Below are 18,374 nucleotides of genomic sequence, written 5' to 3'. Positions count from 1 at the left end.
TAATCCCGGTGGGGAAGCCGATCAGACAATCGCTGCCACGCAAGTGGGAGAGGAAAGTCCGGGCTCCACAGAGCAGGATGCCGGCTAACGGCCGGACGCCGCGAGGCGAGGAATAGGGCCACAGAGACGAGCGTATTAAGTTACGGTGAAACGCGGTAACCTCCATCCGGAGCAACACCAAATAGGCAGACGATGACGCGGCTCGCCGAGTCTGCGGGTAGGTGGCTGGAGCCGGTCAGCAATGACCGGCCTAGAGGAATGGTTGTCCACGACAGAACCCGGCTTATCGATTGACTTTCCCACTTTTCATGCAATTCAAATACTTAGCGTTTTTATCTAAAAAAATAGATAGGGTTCATCGCTAAGTCACGGTTTTTCCAGAAACTTATCCACAACCAAAAACCACCCCTAAGTCCTTGAGGCATAGGGGTTTTTTTGTGTCTGTCGGCTTGACCCTCACAAAACTATCCCCTATAGTGGGTGTAAGTGGTGATTAGTGGGAGGCTGTGGGAGAATGCGCCCAGCCAAACACGGCCAAATCTAATTTCAATAATGGGGGAGCGCATGTTTCGGGGGGTCGCAACGGTCAGTCTGGACAGCAAGAACCGGCTCGTGGTGCCGGCGCGCTACCGTGACGCCCTCCTGGTGAATGGCGGCGGGCGCGTGGTGATCACCGCCGACCCCAGCCAGTGCCTGCTGCTCTACCCCCTGCCCGAGTGGGAGCCGATCGAGAAAAAGCTCAACGGCCTGTCCGACTTCAATCCCCGCACCCGCAGTCTCAAACAATTGCTCGTCGGCTATGCGCACGACATGGACATGGACAGCGCCGGTCGCGTGCTGCTGCCGCCGATGCTGCGCAAGTTCGCCGATCTGGATAAAAGCGTGGTGATGGTGGGCCAGGGCAGCAAGGTGGAGTTGTGGAACGAGGCGCGCTGGGAGGCGCAGGTGGCGCAGGCGCTGACCTTCAGCGACGACGCCCTGCCGCCCGAACTGGAAGGCTTTACGTTGTGATGGAGACCGCCCATGTGCCGGTGCTGGCACAGGAGGCGGTGGCAGCGCTGACGATCAGGCCTGATGGCATTTATGTCGACGCCACCTTCGGACGCGGCGGCCATAGCCGGTTGATCCTGGCGCAACTGGGGCCGGACGGACGCCTGATCGCCCTGGATCGCGATCCGGACGCCATCCGCGCGGGTGCGGCGCTGCAGGATGCGCGGCTGACGCTGGTGCGAAGCGCGTTTTCGCGGCTGGGCGCGGTGCTCGATGAAATGGGTTTGACGCAGGTGGACGGAATTTTGCTGGACATCGGGGTGTCGTCGCCGCAGCTCGATGATGCGACGCGCGGATTCAGCTTCCGCTTCGATGCGCCGCTCGACATGCGCATGGATCCAGGAAGCGGACTGTCGGCGGCGGACTGGCTGGCGACGGCGGAAGAGGGGGAAATCAGTGAAGTCATCCGCACCTATGGGGAAGAGCGGTTTGCTAAATCGATTGCGCGCGCGATTGTTGCGGCACGCCAGGAAGCAGCCATCCGCAGCACCGGGCAGCTGGCGAACCTCATCGCCGCGACGATCAAAAAGCGCGAGCCGGGGCAACACCCGGCGACCCGCAGCTTCCAGGCTATACGGATTTACATCAACCGCGAACTGGAAGAACTGAGTGCCGTACTACCGCAATGTGTGGACAAACTGAAGCCCGGCGGCCGGCTCGCGGTCATCAGCTTTCATTCGCTGGAAGACCGCATTGTCAAACGCTTCATGCGCGACGAGGCGATGGGCGAGCAGGCGCCGCGCCGCCTGCCGATTCAGGCCGCCATGCTGAAACCGGGACGCTTGAGGCTGGCGGGCCGCGCCCAGCGTGCGACAGGCGCCGAAGTGGCGGCCAACCCGCGTGCGCGCAGTGCCGTATTGCGGGTGGCGGAACGGGTGGCTGAGGCATGAGCCGGCTCAATGCCATTCTGGTGCTGGCGCTGGTGGCCTGCGCGCTGGCGGTGATCCAGTCGCAGCACCGCTCGCGCACGTATTTTGTGGAACTGGAACGCCTGAAGAAGCAGGCGCACGGGCTGGACGAGCAATGGGGAAAACTGCAGCTGGAGCAGGGCACCTGGGCCAACCCGGCGCGGGTCGATACGCTCGCACGTACCCGGCTCGGCCTGATTGCGCCACCGCATGATCGTGTGCGCGTCGAAACGCTGGTGAGTGCTCCATGAATTACCACTCAAAGAAATTGCTCAAGCTCAATCTTGCGCCCTGGCGCATGGCGACAGTGGGCAGCCTGCTGCTTGCCGGGCTGGCGGTGGTGGCGGGGCGGGCGTTTTATCTGCAGGGCATCAATACCGACTATCTGCAGGGCAAAGGCGATGCGGTGGCCAACCGCAACCTCACGCTGCCCGCACATCGCGGTCAGGTGTCGGACCGCAACGGCCAGTTGCTGGCGATCAGCACGCCGGTCGAATCCCTGTGGGCGCGCCCGGACGAACTCAAGCTGTCCGACGGCGAGCGCGCGCAGCTGGCCAGGGTGCTCGGCATGTCGACCCAGGAACTCACAAAAACGCTGGCGCGCAAGACACACGGCGAATTCAGCGTACGACGCCCGGTGACGCCGGAGCAGGCGGTTAAAATCGCCACAATGGGGGTGCCGGGCCTGTATCTGCGGCGCGAATTCCGCCGCTATTACCCGGCAGGCGAAGTGGCGGCGCACGTGGTCGGCTTCACCAACGTGGACGATCTCGGCCAGGAGGGTGTCGAGCGCGCCTATCAGGACTGGCTGGCCGGCCGCGAGGGCCAGCGCCACATTCAGCGCGATCGCCGCGGCAACACCATCCGTGACCTGGCGCCGATCCAGACTGCGCAGATGGGCGGCAACCTGGCGCTGTCGCTCGATCTGAACATCCAGTATCTGGCGCACCGGGAACTGGCGGCGGCGATCGTTGCGCTCAAGGCCAAAGGCGGCAGCGTGGTGGTGCTCGACGCCAAAACCGGCGAGATTCTCGCGCTGGCCAACCAGCCGATCTTCAATCCCAACAACCGTCGCAACTACAAGCCGGGGCCGATGCGCAACCGCGCGGTGATCGACACCTTCGAGCCGGGCTCCACCATCAAGCCCTTCGTCGCGGCGGCGGTGCTGGAGCGCGGCCTGTATCGCCCAGACAGCGTCATCGACACGCCGGAAACCTGGCGCGTCGGCGCCAAGCTGGTACGCGACAGCCACCCGCATCCCCAGTTGACGGTGAGCGAAATCATCCAGAAATCGAGCAATGTCGGCGCGGTGAAGCTGGCCATGTCGCTGACTCCGCAGCAATACTGGGAGGTGCTGCACCGTTCCGGCTTTGGCCAGCTGCCGGGCTCGGGCTTCCCCGGCGAGACCGCCGGGCGCTTGCGCGATGCCGCCACCTGGAAGCCGATCGAGCACGCCACCATGGCGTATGGCTACGGCCTGTCGGTCAGCCTGTTGCAGCTGACCCGCGCCTATATGGCCTTTGCCAACGACGGCGAAGTGATGCCGCTGTCGTTCCTCAAGCGCGAACCGCAGGAAATTGCCGGTGAGCGGGTGTTCTCTCCAGGGGTGGCGCGCAAAGTGCGCGCCATGCTGGAAACGGTGACGCAGGAAGGCGGCACCGGCATGCTCACCCAGGTGCCGGGCTATCGCGTAGCCGGCAAGACCGGCACCGCGCACAAGGTGGTCGACGGCCGCTACGCACCCGATATCTTTCTGTCTTCCTTCGTTGGCATGGCGCCGGCATCCAACCCGCGCCTCATCATCGGCGTGGTGATCGACGAGCCGTCCGGCGGGGTGTATTACGGCGGCAGCACGGCCGGCCCGGTGTTTGCGCAGGTGATGGCCGCCAGCCTGCGCCAGCTCGCGGTGCCGCCGGATGCGCCGGAAACCGCGACGCGGATGACGCAGAACACGCCAGCCGTGGTGGCGCGCGCGGGAGGGGGCGCGTGATGGCGAGCACCCAAAAGAGCACAAGCTCCGGCCTGGCCGCATCGCAGGCGATCCGGGAATCCGTGCCGCACATTCTGGAACGGCTCGGCATCGACGTTACCGAACTCGTCAACAACAGCCGCAAGGCCATGCCGGGCACGGTGTTCGCCGCCTATCCCGGGGAGACGCGTGACGGCCGCGACTTCATCGCGCCGGCGGTGGCGCAGCGCATCGACGGCGTGTTGTGGGAAGCCGACCACTACCAGTGGGATCCCGCCCTTGATGTGCCCAACGCCGGCGTACTCGACCTGAAAACCCGCATCGGCGAAATCGCCGCCCACGTCTACGGCGAGCCTTCGCGCGCGCTGCACATGGTCGGCGTTACCGGCACCAACGGCAAAACCTCGGTGGCGCACTGGGTGGCGCAGGCGTTCACGCAGCTGGGGCGCAAAACCGCCGTCATCGGCACCGTCGGCAACGGCTTCCCCGCCGCGCTCACCCCCGCGCTCAACACCACGCCCGACGCCATCGACCTGCAGCAGCGCCTCGCACACTATCGGCAGCAGGGCGCGGCAGCGTGCGCGATGGAGGTGTCATCGCACGGCCTGGTACAGGGACGGCTCAACGGCATGTCTTTCAACGTTGCGGTACTGACCAACCTGTCGCGCGACCATCTCGACTACCACGGCGACATGGACAACTATGCCGATGCCAAGGCGCGGCTGTTCAGCTGGCCGGGGCTGGAGTGGGTGGTGGTCAACGTCGACGATGCCTTCGGCCAGCGGCTGGAGGCGGAGACACGGCCGGCGCGCGTCGCCGGCTATGGCTTCCAGCGCGGCGCCGTGGTGGGCGAAAAGCTGCGCTTGTCGCAGGCGGGCCTGCACCTCGCGGTGCGCACCGACTGGGGCAATGCCGAGATCGACGCGCCACTGTTGGGCCGTTTCAACGCCACCAACCTGCTCGCCGTGCTCACTACCCTGCTGGTCTCCGACGTGAAGCTGGACGATGCCTGCCAGGCGCTGGCGCACATCACGCCGCCGCCGGGGCGGATGCAAACCCTTGGCGGCAATGCACATCCGCTGGTGGTGGTGGACTACGCCCACACTCCCGACGCGCTGGAGAAAGCACTTGCCACCCTGCGTGAAATCGTCAGCGGCGGGCGGCTGATCTGCGTCTTCGGCTGCGGCGGCAACCGCGACAAGGGCAAACGCCCGCTGATGGGGCAGGCCGCCGCCGCGGGCGCCGACGAAGTCTGGATCACCAGCGACAACCCGCGCAACGAAGACCCGCGCCACATCATCGACGACATCCTGGCGGGAGCCGGCAGCAAGCCGCACGTCGAACCGGATCGCGCGCGCGCAATTTTCGAGGCCATCGGCGGCGCGCATCACGGCGACGTGGTGGTGATCGCCGGCAAGGGCCATGAGGATTACCAGGAAGTCGCCGGCGCGCGATTGCCGTTCTCCGACGTGGCGGTTGCCAGAAAAGCCCTGGAGGCGTGGACTTAAGATGGTCATGATGCAACTCTCCGAAGCCGCCGCCATGCTCGGCGTGCCGTTTGACGGTGCGGACGCCGAGGTGCTGCGCGTTTGCACCGACAGCCGCCGCATCCAGCCGGGCGATCTCTTCTTCGCGCTGCGCGGCGAAAAGTTTAACGGCGGCACTTTCGCCGCCCAGGCCTTGCAGCAGGGCGCGGCCGGCGTGGTGCTGGACGCCGTGCAGGCACCCGAACTTGCCGCCATCCGCGTCGACGACACCCGCCTCGCACTCGGCAGGCTGGCCGCCGCCTGGCGCCGGCGCTTTGCGATTCCGGTCATCGCCATCACCGGCAGCAACGGCAAGACCACGGTGAAGGAAATGCTGGCGGCCATCCTGCAGGTGGAAACCGGCTCCGACGCGGCCGTGCTGAAGACCGAAGGCAACCTCAACAACGACATCGGGCTGCCGCTTATGCTGCTGCGCCTGCGCGGGACGCATCAGTTTGCGGTGCTGGAAATGGGCATGAACCACGCGGGCGAAATCGACTACCTGACGCGGCTGGCGCGGCCGGACGTGGCGCTGGTCAACAACGCAATGACCGCGCACGTCGGCTTTCTCGGCTCGATCGAAAATATCGCCCGCGCCAAGGGCGAAATCTTCAACGGCCTGACGGATGCCGGCATTGCGGTGTTCAACGCCGACGACCCGCATGCCGGGTTGTGGCGCGAATCCAACGCGCGGCGCTGCATCGTCGATTTCGGCATCAGGCAGCCGGCCTCGGTGCGCGGGCAATACCAGCCCCGCGATTTCGGTTCGGCGCTTGCCGTCACCCTGCCCCACGCCTGCCTCGAGATCGCCCTGCAGGTGCCGGGCGAGCACAACGCGATGAACGCGCTCGCCGCCGCCGCCGCCGCCTTCGCGCTCGACGTCAGCCTCCGCAGCATCGACGCCGGGCTGTCCGGCTTCACCGGCGTCAAGGGGCGCCTGCAAAGGAAGCCCGCGCTGCACGGCAGCACCTTCATCGACGACACCTACAACGCCAATCCCGATTCGGCGAAAGCGGCGCTGGCGGTGCTGGCGCAGCAACCCGGCAGGAAGGTGCTGGTGCTGGGCGACATGGGCGAACTGGGCGCGGATGCGGTCACCATGCACGCCCAGATCGGACAGGCCGCGCGCGCGGCGGGCGTCGACCGCCTGCTTGCGCTGGGCGATTTGTCGAAGGAGACCGTTGCCGCGTTCGGCGCCGGCGCGATGTACTTCGAGCGCATCCAGGAACTTCTCGCCGAACTCGAAAACGAACTCGCGCCCGGCACCACCGTGCTGGTGAAAGGTTCGCGCTTCATGCAGATGGAGCGCGTGGTGCAGAGCTTCATGGAAGACCCGGTGGCCTCGGCACCCGGGCAAGAAGGACACTGACATGCTCCTGTGGCTGTTTCAATATATGGGTCAGGACATCCGCGCATTCAATGTCTTCAACTACCTGACGCTGCGCACGGTGATGGCGACACTTACTGCGCTGACGATTTCCTTCGTCGTCGGCCCCGCCGTCATCCGCAAGCTCACCGCGCTGAAAATTGGCCAGTCGGTACGCAGCGACGGCCCGCAGACCCACCTGGTCAAGGCCGGCACGCCGACCATGGGCGGCGCGCTGATCCTGATGTCGGTCGCGATCACCACGCTGCTGTGGGCGGACCTGTCCAACGACTATGTCTGGGTCGCGCTGCTGACCCTGGTCGGCTTCGGTGTCATCGGCTGGGTCGACGACTGGCGCAAGGTGGTGGAAAAAAACTCGCGCGGCCTGCCCTCGCGCTGGAAGTATTTCTGGCAGTCGGCGATCGGTCTTGCGGTCGCGGCCTATCTGTGGAACACCGCCACCTTGCCGGCGCACACCGAGCTCATCATTCCCTTCCTCAAGTACGCCACGCTGAGTCTGCCGGCGGCAGCTTTCATCGCGCTCGCCTACTTCGTCATCGTCGGTTCCAGCAACGCGGTCAATCTCACCGACGGCCTCGACGGCCTGGCGATCATGCCGACCGTGATGGTGGCCGGCGCCCTGGCGATCTTCGCCTACGTCGCCGGCAACGCGGTGTTCTCCAAATACCTTGGCGTGCCGTTCGTCCCGGGCGCCGGCGAACTGGCGATCTTCTGTGCCGCGATGGCGGGCGCCGGGCTCGCCTTCCTGTGGTTCAACGCCTATCCGGCGGAAGTCTTCATGGGCGACGTCGGCGCGCTGGCGCTGGGCGCGGCGCTGGGCGTAGTCGCCGTCATCGTGCGCCAGGAAATCATCCTCTTCATCATGTGCGGCGTGTTCGTGGTGGAAACCCTGTCGGTAATCGTGCAGGTCGCCTCGTTCAAGCTCACCGGCAAGCGCATGTTCCGCATGGCGCCGATCCATCACCATTACGAACTCAAGGGCTGGAAGGAGAACCAGGTCGTGGTGCGATTCTGGATTATTTCCATGATGCTGGTGCTGATTGGCCTGTCGAGCTTGAAACTGAGATGAACTACGACAGCCTGCAACTCTCCGGCAAAAAGGTCCTGGTGCTCGGTCTGGGCGACACCGGCTTGTCGTGCGCGCGCTGGCTGGCGACGCGCGGCGCGCAGGTGAGCGTGGCCGACAGCCGCACAGCACCGCCGCATGCCGGGCGCCTGGCCGAGCTGCTGCCGCAGGTGCCGCTTCACACCGGGCCCTTCGACGATGCGCTGCTGCAATCGACCGAAATGCTGGTGATCAGCCCCGGCGTGCCGCGGGCCAACCCTGCGGTGGCCCGCGCGATTACGGCAGGCATCGAGGCGGTGGGCGACATCGAGCTGTTCGCCCGCGCCATCCAGGCACTCAACGCACAGCGGGCGCACCCGATGCGGGTGATCGCCATCACCGGCAGCAACGGCAAGAGCACCGTCACCGCGATGTGCGGCGACATGTGCCGGATGGCGGGGCTCGTCACCTGCGTGGCAGGCAATATCGGCCTGCCGGTGCTGGATGCGCTGGCCGAGATCGAGCAGGGCATCGCGCCGGCGCCGCGGGTATGGGCGCTGGAACTGTCATCGTTCCAGCTCGAAACGACCTCCAGCCTCAACGCCGATGCCGCCACCGTGCTCAACCTGTCGGAAGACCACATGGATCGCTATCCCGACATGGATGCCTACGCTGCGGCCAAGGCGCGAATTTTCAGCGGTGACGGCGTGCAGGTGCTGAACCGCGACGATGTGCGCACCCTGGCGATGGCGCTGCCGGGCCGGCCGGGGGTGAGCTTCGGCCTCGACCGCGATCCGAAAGATGAGAACTTCGGCCTGTGCGAGGATGAGCTCTGCCTCGGCGGCGACATGCTGATGCCGCTGTCCGCCCTGCCGGTGGCCGGGCTGCATAACGCCGCCAACGCCCTGGCGGCGCTGGCGCTGACCCGTGCGCTGGATTTGCCGATGGAAGCGCTGTTGCGCGGGCTGCTGCATTTCAAGGGCCTGCCGCACCGGGTGGAGAAGGTCGCCGAGATCGAGGGCGTGACCTGGTACGACGATTCCAAGGGCACCAACGTCGGCGCCACCGAGGCCGCCCTCTACGGCATGGGCAACCGAAAGGCGGTGGTGATTCTGGGCGGCGACGGCAAGGGGCAGGACTTCAGTCCGCTCAAGGCCGCGGTCGAAGCCAACGCCCGCGCGGTGGTGCTGATCGGGCGCGATGCGCCCTTGATCGCTGTCGCCATTGCGGGAAGCGGGGTGGACAGCCATCGTGCAGCCAGTCTGCAGGACGCCGTCGAGCAGGCGCATCGCCTGGCGCAACCCGGCGATGCGGTGATGCTATCGCCCGCATGCGCCAGCTTCGACATGTTCCGCAACTACACCCACCGCGCCGAAGTATTTGTCGACGCAGTGAACAAACTGGCAGCGGAAAAGGCAGATTGACGATGCTTTACGCCGCGCGCACCCCGCAACCCCGTGCCGAGTTCGATTTCAGCCTGCTGTGGCTGGCACTCGGCCTGCTGGCGCTCGGCCTGGTAATGGTCTATTCCGCCTCGCTCGCGATTGCCGAAGCGTCCCGCTACACCGGCCATAACGGCGAATTCTATCTGCTGCGGCAGGGCCTGTTCATCGCCCTTGGCGTCGGCGCCGGCATTGCCGCCTTCCGGGTACCGATGCGGGCGTGGCAGCAGGCCGCGCCCTATCTGTTTCTCACCGGCCTGCTGCTGCTGGTGGTGGTGCTGATCCCCGGCATCGGACGCGAGGTCAACGGCAGCCGCCGCTGGATTCCGCTCGGCTTCGCCAACCTGCAGCCGTCCGAACTGATGAAGTTTCTCGCCGTCCTCTACGCCGCCGACTACACCACGCGCAAGGCCGCCTTCATGCACGACTTCAAGAAGAGCTTTTTGCCGATGGCCGCGGTGATGATGCTGGCGGGCACCCTGTTGCTGAGCGAGCCGGACTTCGGCGCCTTCGTGGTAATCGTTGCGATCGCCATGGGCATCCTGTTTCTGGGCGGACTCAACTGGAAGGTGTTTGCCGGCCTGGTGGTGGTGCTGATGATCGGGTTTGCGCTACTCATCTTCACCTCGGAATACCGGATGCAGCGCATCCTCGGCTTCCTGGATCCGTTCGCCGACCCCTACGGCAAGGGCTATCAGCTGTCGCACGCGCTGATCGCCTTCGGGCGCGGCGAATGGCTGGGGCTGGGGCTGGGCGGCAGCGTCGAAAAGCTGTTCTACCTGCCCGAGGCGCACACCGACTTCCTGCTCGCCGTCATCGCCGAGGAATTCGGCTTCATCGGCGTGGCAGTGGTGATCGGGCTGTTCGCCTGGCTCATCGTCAAGGCCTTTCTGATCGGCCATCGCGCCGCCCAGCTCGAGCGCAACTTCTGCGCACTGGTGGCGCAGGGCATCGGCATCTGGCTCGGCGTGCAGGCGCTCATCAATATGGGGGTGAACGTCGGCCTGCTGCCGACCAAGGGCCTGACCCTGCCCTTCCTGTCGTTTGGCGGCAGCGGCATCGTCGCCAACTGCCTGGCGATTGCCGTGCTGCTGCGCATCGACTGGGAACACCGGCAGATGATGCGGGGGAAGACGTTTTGATGAGCACTGCCAATCGCACCCTCATGGTCATGGCCGGCGGCACCGGCGGCCACGTCTACCCGGCGCTGGCAGTAGCGGACGAGATGCGCGCGCGCGGCTGGGACGTATTCTGGCTCGGCACGCGAAGCGGTCTCGAAGCGCGCGTGGTGCCGGCAGCCGGAATCGACATGGTGCGGGTGTCGATGGGCGGCGTGCGCGGCAAGGGGCTACTGAAGAAACTGCTGCTGCCGCTGACGCTGCTGATCGCCTTCTGGCAAAGTCTGCGCGCCTTCCTGCAGCGCAGGCCCGACGTGGTGCTGGGCATGGGCGGCTATACCGCCTTCCCCGGCGGCATGATGGCGAGTCTGCTCAACCGGCCGCTGGTCATTCACGAACAGAATTCGGTCGGCGGCCTCACCAACCGCGTGCTGGCGTGCCTGGCCGACCGCGTGCTGGTCGCATTCCCGCAGGCGTTCAGCGGCGTCAGGGACAAGCCCATACCGTGCCGCCGCGTGGCGACCGAATGGGTGGGCAATCCGGTACGCGCAGACATTGCAGCGACGCCGCTGGCGCATCGCGCCGGCCGCAGCGGCCCGCTGCGGCTGCTGGTGGTCGGCGGCAGCCTCGGCGCGCAGGCGTTGAACGAACGGGTGCCGCAAGCACTGGCGTTGCTGCCGGTCGGACAGCGCCCGCAGGTGGTGCATCAGTCCGGCCGCCAGCACCTCGACACCCTGCGTGCAAATTATGCCGCCGCCGGGGTGGCGGCCGAGGTACGTGACTACATCGAGGACATGGCCGCCGCCTGGCGCGACTGCGACTTCGCCATCTGCCGTGCCGGCGCGATGACGGTGGCCGAGCTGGCCTGCGCCGGCGTGCCGGCGCTGCTGGTGCCCTTTCCTCACGCGGTCGACGATCACCAGACCGGCAATGCCGAATTTCTCAGCACGGCCGGCGCGGCCTGGCTGGTTCAGCAGAAAGACCTGAGCGCGGAAAAGCTGGCGGCGCTGATCGGCGGGCTCGACCGTGCCACGCTCGCCGCCATGTCGGACAAGGCACGCGCACTGGCGAAACCCGATGCGACCCGGCAGGTAGCCGATATTTGCGAGGCCCTGGCCAATCAGGGATCAGGGAAGAAATCATGAGCCTCTTGCGCCCCTCAGCCCTTGCCTCTTACCCCTCACTGCTTGCCCGGAGGGCACCATGAAGCACGCCGTCAAACACATCCACTTCGTGGGCGTCGGCGGCGTCGGCATGAGCGGTATCGCCGAGGTGCTGCTGAACCTGGGCTACGCGGTGTCGGGGTCGGACCTGGCCGACAGCGCAGTGACGCAGCGGCTGGCCGCGCTCGGCGCGCGTATTCATCGTGGCCACGCCGCCGACCATATCGCCGGTGCCGACGTCGTTGTCGTTTCGACCGCCGTGGCCGACGACAACCCGGAAGTCGTCTGCGCGCGCGAAAACAAGATTCCCATCGTGCCGCGTGCGCTGATGCTCGCCGAGTTGATGCGGCTCAAGCAGGGCATCGCGGTTGCCGGCACCCACGGCAAGACCACCACCACCAGTCTGGTCGCCAGTATTCTCGGCGAGGCGGGGATGGACCCGACCTATGTGATTGGCGGCCGGCTGACCGCCGCCGGCACCAACGCACGGCTGGGGCAGGGCGATTTCCTGGTGGCCGAGGCCGACGAATCCGACGCCTCGTTCCTCTATCTGACGCCGGTGATCGCGATCGTCACCAACATCGACGCCGATCACATGGAAACCTACGGCCACGATTTCGAGCGACTGAAATTGGCCTTCGTCGATTTCTGCCAGCGACTGCCTTTTTACGGGATGGCGGTGTTGTGCCTCGACGACCCGAACGTGCGCGAAATCCTGCCGCACATCACCAAGCCGATCACCACCTACGGCTTCGACGAAGCGGCCCAGGTACGCGCCGTCGATGCGCGCTTCGAGTACGGACGGATGCATTTCGGCGTCAGGCGCGAAGGCATGCCCGACCTCGACGTGGTGCTGAACCACCCCGGCATGCACAACGTGCTGAACGCGCTTGCCGCCATCGCGGTGGCGACCGAGGTTGACGCCAGCGACGCCGCCATCGTCAAGGCGCTGGCCGAATTTCATGGCGTCGGCCGCCGTTTCCAGCGCTATGGGGAGATCGCGGCGAAGGATGGCGGGCATTACACCTTGGTCGACGACTACGGTCACCACCCGGCGGAAATGGCGGCCACCCTGGCCGCCGTGCGCGGCGCCTTCCCCGGGCGCCGGCTGGTGCTGGTGTTCCAGCCGCACCGCTACACCCGCACCCGCGACTGCTTCGAGGACTTCGTGAAGGTGCTGTCGGAAACCGACATGCTGGTGCTGACCGAGGTCTATCCCGCCGGCGAAGCACCCATCGTGGCGGCGGATGGCCGCGCGCTCGCCCGTGCGGTGCGGGTGGCGGGCAAGGTCGAGCCGGTGTTCGTGGAAAACGTCGCCGAGGTACCCGCCACGGTGCACGATCTGGCCCAGGCGGGCGACGTCGTGCTGGTGATGGGCGCCGGCAGCATCGGTCAAGTGGCACCGGACCTGGGAGCGCCCCATGCAGCATGACGGCCGCATGAGCGAGATGGACGTGGCGGATGGCACCGCCCCGGTGCTGCGCGGGCGCTTCCTCTACAACGAGCCGATGAAAAGATATGTGTCGTGGCGCGCCGGCGGCGCGGCGCAGCGCGTCTACATCCCGGCCGATCTGGAAGACCTGGGCTGGCTGGTGCGTTCGGTGCCCGCGCACGAAGACATCCACATGATGGGGCTGGGCAGCAATCTGCTGGTGCGCGACGGCGGCGTGAAGGGGGTGGTGATTCTGCTGCATGGCGTGTTTAAAAAGCTGGCGATCGAAAGCCGCACGCACGGACTGCCGCCCGCTCCGGAGGATATCGAAACCGCCCTGGTGTATGCCCAGGCAGGAGTCGCCGCGCCCAGGCTGGCGCGCTTTGCCGCCAATCACGATCTGGTCGGCGGCGAGTTCTGGGCCGGCATTCCCGGCACCGTCGGCGGCGCGATCGCGATGAACGCCGGCTGCGACGGCAGCGAAACCTGGGACAAGCTGGTGCAGGTACACACGCTCGACCGCCAGGGGCGGTTGAACGAGCGGCGGCCGGGCGAATACGTGACGGGCTACCGGCATGTGGCGCTGAAGCACCCGCAGCAGGAATGGTTCATCGGCGGCTGGTTCCGTCTGGCCCGCGGCGATGGTGCGGCCGCGTGCGCGACGATCCGGGAATTGCTGAAAAAACGTATTGCTTCACAGCCCCTGAACCTGCCCAACGCCGGATCGGTTTTCCGCAATCCACCCGGCAATTTTGCCGCACGGCTGATCGAATCCTGCGGGCTCAAGGGCTATCGCATCGGCGACGCGCAGGTGTCGGAGAAGCATGCCAACTTCATCGTCAACCTGGGAAACGCCACGGCGACCGACATCGAGCGCCTGATCGAACACATTGAAGACACCGTGGAAGCACGCACCAACGTGCAGCTGATCCGCGAAGTGCGAATTATTGGAGAGCGGCAGTGAGTGAATTGGGTTCCGCGAAACGGTTCGGAAAAGTTGCGGTGATGCTGGGCGGCACCTCGGCCGAGCGGCCGGTGTCGCTCAATAGCGGCGCGGCGGTGCTGGCGGCGCTGACCCGGCAGGGCGTCGATGCGCACGCCTTCGATCCGGCCAACCGCAATCTCGGCGATTTGATCGGCGGGGAATTCGACCGCGTATTCATCGCACTGCACGGGCGCTTCGGCGAAGACGGCTGCATGCAGGGCGCGCTCGAACTGCTCGATCTCCCCTACACCGGCAGCGGCGTGATGGCGTCGGCCATCGGCATGGACAAATGGCGTACCAAGCTGCTGTGGCGCGCCGCCGGCCTGCCCACCGCCGACTGGGCGATCCTCGACGCCGCCAGCGATTTCGCCGCGGTGGAAAAGAAGCTCGGCCTGCCGATTTTCGTCAAGCCCGCGCGCGAAGGCTCCAGCATCGGCATGAGCAAGGTGACCGAGGCCGGCACACTCGTGACCGCGTATGAAACCGCCGCCGAACACGATGCGCTGGTGCTGGCGGAAAAGTTCGTCGACGGCGCCGAATTCACCGTCGGCATCCTCGGCGACAGCGCGCTGCCGCTGATTCGGCTGGAACCGGCCAGGGACAAGGCCTTCTACGACTTCGACGCCAAATATATCCGCAACGACACCCAGTATCACTGCCCGGCGGACCTGCCCGAGACGCAGGAAATGACGCTGCGGCAACTGGCGCTGGATGCCTTCCGCCTGGTGGACGGACGCGGCTGGGGCCGCGTCGACCTGATGCTCGACAGCCTCGGCAATCCCTACCTGCTGGAGGTGAACACCTCGCCCGGCATGACCGACCACAGCCTGGTGCCGATGGCCGCACGGGTGGCCGGGATGGATTTCGACGCGCTGTGCCTGAAGATTCTGGAGCAGACGCTGGTATGAAACGTAAACCATTAACCACAGCGGCACAGAGAAACCCGGGGGGGCTTCTTGTTGTTCTCTGTGTCTCTGTGGTGAGAGGTCTTCAAAATGACCAATGAACTCGCTGCCCATCCGCTGACCCAGGTCGCCCGCGTGCTGACCTGGGGCGCGCTCGGCCTGCTGGGCTATGGCGCCGTCAGCTGGGTGGTGGCGCAGCCGTGGTTTGCATTGCGCAGCATCGAGGTGAAAACCCCGGTGGCGCATGTCACCGAAGCGCAGATCCGGCTGGTGGCCGAGCGCCAGGCGCGCGGCACCTTCTTCACCGTCGACCTGGAAGGCGTGCGCAACAGCCTGGAAAAACTGCCCTGGGTGCGCGAAGCACGGGTGGAGCGCCGCTGGCCCGATACCCTGGTGGTGTCGCTGACCGAGCATGTTCCGCTGGCGCGCTGGAACGACAATGCGCTCATCAACCAGGCGGGCGAGGTGTTTGTCGCCGCAGTATCGATCCAGCTGCCGCGACTGTCAGGCCCCGAGGACAGCAGCGCCGAGGTGGTGGCGGCCTATCGCCGCCATCAGGCCGCGCTCGCCCCGCTCGGCATGACAATCGACGAATTGCGCCTGTCGCCGCGCCGGGCCTGGCGGCTGCGGCTCGCCAACGGCATGCAGTTGGTACTTGGCCGCGAGCAGGACGACGCGCGGCTGGCGCGTTTCATCGCTGTGTATCCACGCCTGCTCGGCGCGCAGCCGGCAACGCAAGGCCTGGCTGCGGCGGCGTCTGGGGCCGCACCAAGCGCCCCGATTACACCCACCACGGTCGATCTGCGCTACCCGGACGGCTTCGCCGTGCGGATGCCGGACGGCGCATCCCCTTTCAAACCGAGTGAAACATGAGTAAGCCAAGAGACTCCAAAAACCTGGTTGTCGGCCTCGACATCGGCACCTCCAAGATCGTCTGCATCGTTGCGGAAATCAACGACGAGGGCGAGCTTGAGATCATCGGTATGGGAACGAGCCCGTCACGCGGCCTGCGGCGCGGCGTGGTGGTCAACATCGAGGCCACCGTCAATGCCATCCAGCGCGCGCTGGAAGAGGCCGAACTGATGGCCGACTGCAAGATCCGCGAGGTCTATACCGGTATCGCCGGCAGCCACATCAAGAGCTTCAACTCGCACGGCATGTTCGCCATCAAGGACAAGGAAATCAGCCAGATGGACGTCGACCACGTGGTGGAAACCGCGCGCGCGGTCAACATCCCGACCGACCAGCAGATCCTCCACACCATTCCGCAGGAATTCATCGTCGACGGCCAGGAAGACGTGCGCGATCCGCTCGGCATGAGCGCAATGCGCCTCGAAGTAAAGGTGCACATTGTCACCGGCGCAGTGTCGGCGGCACAGAACATCATCAAGTGCGTGCGCCGCTGCGGGCTGGAAGTGTCCGATCTGGTGCTGCAGCCGCTCGCCTCGGCGATGGCGGTGCTGACCGAGGACGAGCAGGAGCTCGGCGTCTGCCTGGTCGACATCGGCGGCGGCACCACCGACATCGCCGTGTTCACCAATGGCGCCATCCGCCATACCGCGGTAATTCCGGTGGCGGGCGACCAGGTCAACAACGATATCGCAGTGGCGCTACGCACCCCGCCGAAGGAAGCCGAAGACATCAAGATCCGTTTCGGCTGCGCGTTGCGCCAGCTGGCCGACGCGCGCGACATGATCGAAGTGCCCGGCATCGGCGACCGCCCGTCGCGCACGCTGTCGAGGCAGACGCTGGCCGAATTCATCGAGCCGCGCATGGAAGAACTGTATTCGCTGGTGCAGGCCGAATTGCGCCGCAGCGGCTTCGAGGAACTACTGTCGTCGGGCATCGTCATCACCGGCGGCTCGGCGGGCATGCAGGGCATGGTCGAACTCGGCGAAGAGATCTTCCACATGCCGGTGCGCATGGGCTGGCCGCGCTACGAGGGCGGACTGGCGGACGTGATGCGCAACCCGCGCTACGCCACCTGCATGGGCTTGCTGATGGCCGGGCTGGAAGCACGCGGACGCGATGCGCCGAAGCTGTCCGGCAGCAGCTTCAAGGAGGTGCTGGAACGCATGAAAAGCTGGTTCAAGGGAAATTTCTGACGCCGCCCCGCTGATTTGAGCGCGCGACGTCGAAACGGGATTTGGCGGCTGTACCGGATACATGAACATCGCGGTAAACACGCCAAAGGATTTGTGAATGTGGGTTTTGTTTGGGCAGAAAGAGGAGAGCAACATGTTTGAACTGATGGATGTAGACACCCAGGATGCAATAATCAAGGTGATTGGCGTAGGCGGCTGCGGCGGCAACGCCATCGACCACATGATTTCCTCGGGCTTGACCGGCGTGGAATTCATCGCCATCAACACCGATGCGCAGGCGCTCAAGCGCAACCAGGCCAAGCTGCAGCTGCAGCTTGGCAATGGCGTGACCAAGGGACTCGGCGCCGGCGCCAACCCCGACATCGGCCGCGAAGCCGCGCTGGAAGACCGCGAGCGCATCGCCGAACTGATCGACGGCGCCGACATGCTGTTCATCACCGCCGGCATGGGCGGCGGTACCGGTACCGGCGCCGCGCCGGTGGTGGCCGAAGTCGCCAAGGAACTCGGCATCCTGACGGTTGCGGTGGTCACCAAGCCCTTCATGTTCGAAGGCAAGCGCGTGCGCGCGGCCAATACCGGCATCGAAGCGCTGGCACGTCACGTCGATTCGCTCATCATCATCCCCAACGAAAAGCTGATGCAGGTGCTCGGCGAAGACGTCTCGATGCTCGACGCCTTCAAGGCCGCCAACGAGGTGCTGCACGGCGCGGTCGGCGGCATTGCCGAAGTCATCAACAGCCCGGGGCTGGTCAACGTCGACTTTGCCGACGTGCGCACCGTAATGTCCGAGATGGGTATGGCGATGATGGGCTCGGCGCAGGCCAGCGGTGAAAACCGCGCGCGCATCGCCGCCGAGCAGGCCGTCGCCAGCCCGCTGCTGGAAGACGTCAATCTGGCCGGCGCGCGCGGTGTGCTGGTCAACATCACCGCATCAAGCACCGTCAAGATGCGTGAAATCCACGAGGTGATGAATACCATCAAGGCCTTCACCGCCGAGGAAGCCACCGTTATCGTCGGTCAGGTACTCGACGACAGCATGGAAGAAGCCCTGCGCGTCACCATGGTTGCCACCGGCCTGGGCAGCCCGGTTGCCCGCCAGCAGCCCAAGCTGACGCAGATCATCCGCACCGGCACCGACGATGCACCGATGATGACGGGCGGCAGCGAGGAAGTGCCCAACGTGATGACCAGCCGCCGCTCGCGGACCATCCAGGCGATGACCGATTCCGGTATCGATACCCTGGACATCCCGGCCTTCCTGCGCCGCCAGGCGGATTGAGGCTGGATGAAGCGTTCGTCCGGGAACCGGTCAATTTCGGTCCCCGTGTGAATGGCGACC

The 18,374-nt window shown here is 65.7% G+C and carries 16 protein-coding genes and 1 other RNA gene; all 17 read left to right on the top strand.

The features are described 5' to 3' along the window. The first annotated feature begins 13 nt into the window (after window positions 1-13). The 17 genes from rnpB (at window position 14) to ftsZ (ending at window position 18,314) form a co-directional block, all read left to right on the top strand. An RNA gene (gene rnpB, locus ACZ41T_RS10115) (RNase P RNA component class A) lies at window positions 14-302 on the top strand. A 262-nt stretch (window positions 303-564) separates the two neighbouring features. Continuing rightward, the gene (gene mraZ, locus ACZ41T_RS10110) at window positions 565-1,011 is read left to right on the top strand and encodes a division/cell wall cluster transcriptional repressor MraZ (protein WP_464921272.1); all 447 of its coding nucleotides are present in this window, start codon (window positions 565-567) and stop codon (window positions 1,009-1,011) included. Next, window positions 1,011-1,940, top strand: a complete 930-nt coding sequence (gene rsmH / locus ACZ41T_RS10105) for a 16S rRNA (cytosine(1402)-N(4))-methyltransferase RsmH (RefSeq protein WP_464923958.1) — start codon at window positions 1,011-1,013, stop codon at window positions 1,938-1,940. Before mraZ ends, rsmH begins: the two co-directional genes overlap by 1 nt. After that, window positions 1,937-2,209 carry a cell division protein FtsL gene (gene ftsL, locus ACZ41T_RS10100; protein WP_464921271.1) on the top strand — a complete coding sequence of 91 codons (273 nt, stop codon included), beginning with the start codon at window positions 1,937-1,939 and terminating at the stop codon, window positions 2,207-2,209. Before rsmH ends, ftsL begins: the two co-directional genes overlap by 4 nt. Continuing rightward, window positions 2,206-3,948, top strand: a complete 1,743-nt coding sequence (locus tag ACZ41T_RS10095) for a peptidoglycan D,D-transpeptidase FtsI family protein (RefSeq protein ID WP_464921270.1) — start codon at window positions 2,206-2,208, stop codon at window positions 3,946-3,948. The genes ftsL and ACZ41T_RS10095 overlap by 4 nt, the downstream gene beginning before the upstream one ends. Further along, the gene (locus tag ACZ41T_RS10090; protein ID WP_464921269.1) at window positions 3,948-5,435 is read left to right on the top strand and encodes a UDP-N-acetylmuramoyl-L-alanyl-D-glutamate--2,6-diaminopimelate ligase; all 1,488 of its coding nucleotides are present in this window, start codon (window positions 3,948-3,950) and stop codon (window positions 5,433-5,435) included. The genes ACZ41T_RS10095 and ACZ41T_RS10090 overlap by 1 nt, the downstream gene beginning before the upstream one ends. Window positions 5,436-5,442: 7 nt before the next feature. Continuing rightward, window positions 5,443-6,822, top strand: coding sequence for a UDP-N-acetylmuramoyl-tripeptide--D-alanyl-D-alanine ligase (locus ACZ41T_RS10085; protein ID WP_464921268.1), 1,380 nt, complete (start codon window positions 5,443-5,445; stop codon window positions 6,820-6,822). A 1-nt stretch (window position 6,823) separates the two neighbouring features. Continuing rightward, window positions 6,824-7,909, top strand: coding sequence for a phospho-N-acetylmuramoyl-pentapeptide-transferase (mraY, locus tag ACZ41T_RS10080; protein ID WP_464921267.1), 1,086 nt, complete (start codon window positions 6,824-6,826; stop codon window positions 7,907-7,909). Next, window positions 7,906-9,309, top strand: a complete 1,404-nt coding sequence (gene murD, locus ACZ41T_RS10075; RefSeq protein WP_464921266.1) for a UDP-N-acetylmuramoyl-L-alanine--D-glutamate ligase — start codon at window positions 7,906-7,908, stop codon at window positions 9,307-9,309. The genes mraY and murD overlap by 4 nt, the downstream gene beginning before the upstream one ends. A 2-nt stretch (window positions 9,310-9,311) precedes the next feature. Beyond that, a complete protein-coding gene (ftsW, locus tag ACZ41T_RS10070) occupies window positions 9,312-10,469 on the top strand; it encodes a putative lipid II flippase FtsW (protein WP_464923957.1) in 1,158 nt (385 codons plus the stop codon). Further along, window positions 10,469-11,590 carry an undecaprenyldiphospho-muramoylpentapeptide beta-N-acetylglucosaminyltransferase gene (gene murG, locus ACZ41T_RS10065; RefSeq protein WP_464921265.1) on the top strand — a complete coding sequence of 374 codons (1,122 nt, stop codon included), beginning with the start codon at window positions 10,469-10,471 and terminating at the stop codon, window positions 11,588-11,590. The genes ftsW and murG overlap by 1 nt, the downstream gene beginning before the upstream one ends. A gap of 58 nt (window positions 11,591-11,648) precedes the next feature. Beyond that, the gene (gene murC / locus ACZ41T_RS10060) at window positions 11,649-13,040 is read left to right on the top strand and encodes a UDP-N-acetylmuramate--L-alanine ligase (protein ID WP_464921264.1); all 1,392 of its coding nucleotides are present in this window, start codon (window positions 11,649-11,651) and stop codon (window positions 13,038-13,040) included. Beyond that, window positions 13,030-14,004 carry a UDP-N-acetylmuramate dehydrogenase gene (gene murB, locus ACZ41T_RS10055; protein ID WP_464921263.1) on the top strand — a complete coding sequence of 325 codons (975 nt, stop codon included), beginning with the start codon at window positions 13,030-13,032 and terminating at the stop codon, window positions 14,002-14,004. The genes murC and murB overlap by 11 nt, the downstream gene beginning before the upstream one ends. After that, window positions 14,001-14,933 (top strand): D-alanine--D-alanine ligase, encoded by a 933-nt coding sequence (locus tag ACZ41T_RS10050; protein WP_464921262.1) that lies wholly within the window; start codon window positions 14,001-14,003, stop codon window positions 14,931-14,933. The genes murB and ACZ41T_RS10050 overlap by 4 nt, the downstream gene beginning before the upstream one ends. A gap of 87 nt (window positions 14,934-15,020) precedes the next feature. Further along, window positions 15,021-15,803 (top strand): cell division protein FtsQ/DivIB, encoded by a 783-nt coding sequence (locus tag ACZ41T_RS10045; protein ID WP_464921261.1) that lies wholly within the window; start codon window positions 15,021-15,023, stop codon window positions 15,801-15,803. Beyond that, a complete protein-coding gene (ftsA, locus tag ACZ41T_RS10040) occupies window positions 15,800-17,035 on the top strand; it encodes a cell division protein FtsA (protein ID WP_464921260.1) in 1,236 nt (411 codons plus the stop codon). Before ACZ41T_RS10045 ends, ftsA begins: the two co-directional genes overlap by 4 nt. 133 nt (window positions 17,036-17,168) lie before the next feature. Continuing rightward, complete coding sequence (gene ftsZ / locus ACZ41T_RS10035; RefSeq protein ID WP_464921259.1) at window positions 17,169-18,314, top strand: cell division protein FtsZ; 1,146 nt, start codon at window positions 17,169-17,171, stop codon at window positions 18,312-18,314. Window positions 18,315-18,374 lie beyond the last annotated feature (60 nt).

The organism is Thiobacillus thiophilus (assembly GCF_055378705.1).
This window is presented reverse-complemented; position numbering and strand designations above follow the sequence as displayed.

Excerpts from the sequence above, each read along its gene's own strand:
- mraZ (WP_464921272.1), top strand. The coding sequence starts at position 565 with ATGTTTCGGGGGGTCGCAACGGTCAGTCTGGACAGCAAGAACCGGCTC.
- rsmH (WP_464923958.1), top strand. The coding sequence starts at position 1,011 with ATGGAGACCGCCCATGTGCCGGTGCTGGCACAGGAGGCGGTGGCAGCG.
- ftsL (WP_464921271.1), top strand. The coding sequence starts at position 1,937 with ATGAGCCGGCTCAATGCCATTCTGGTGCTGGCGCTGGTGGCCTGCGCG.
- ACZ41T_RS10095 (WP_464921270.1), top strand. The coding sequence starts at position 2,206 with ATGAATTACCACTCAAAGAAATTGCTCAAGCTCAATCTTGCGCCCTGG.
- ACZ41T_RS10090 (WP_464921269.1), top strand. The coding sequence starts at position 3,948 with ATGGCGAGCACCCAAAAGAGCACAAGCTCCGGCCTGGCCGCATCGCAG.
- ACZ41T_RS10085 (WP_464921268.1), top strand. The coding sequence starts at position 5,443 with ATGATGCAACTCTCCGAAGCCGCCGCCATGCTCGGCGTGCCGTTTGAC.
- mraY (WP_464921267.1), top strand. The coding sequence starts at position 6,824 with ATGCTCCTGTGGCTGTTTCAATATATGGGTCAGGACATCCGCGCATTC.
- murD (WP_464921266.1), top strand. The coding sequence starts at position 7,906 with ATGAACTACGACAGCCTGCAACTCTCCGGCAAAAAGGTCCTGGTGCTC.
- ftsW (WP_464923957.1), top strand. The coding sequence starts at position 9,312 with ATGCTTTACGCCGCGCGCACCCCGCAACCCCGTGCCGAGTTCGATTTC.
- murG (WP_464921265.1), top strand. The coding sequence starts at position 10,469 with ATGAGCACTGCCAATCGCACCCTCATGGTCATGGCCGGCGGCACCGGC.
- murC (WP_464921264.1), top strand. The coding sequence starts at position 11,649 with ATGAAGCACGCCGTCAAACACATCCACTTCGTGGGCGTCGGCGGCGTC.
- murB (WP_464921263.1), top strand. The coding sequence starts at position 13,030 with ATGCAGCATGACGGCCGCATGAGCGAGATGGACGTGGCGGATGGCACC.
- ACZ41T_RS10045 (WP_464921261.1), top strand. The coding sequence starts at position 15,021 with ATGACCAATGAACTCGCTGCCCATCCGCTGACCCAGGTCGCCCGCGTG.
- ftsA (WP_464921260.1), top strand. The coding sequence starts at position 15,800 with ATGAGTAAGCCAAGAGACTCCAAAAACCTGGTTGTCGGCCTCGACATC.
- ftsZ (WP_464921259.1), top strand. The coding sequence starts at position 17,169 with ATGTTTGAACTGATGGATGTAGACACCCAGGATGCAATAATCAAGGTG.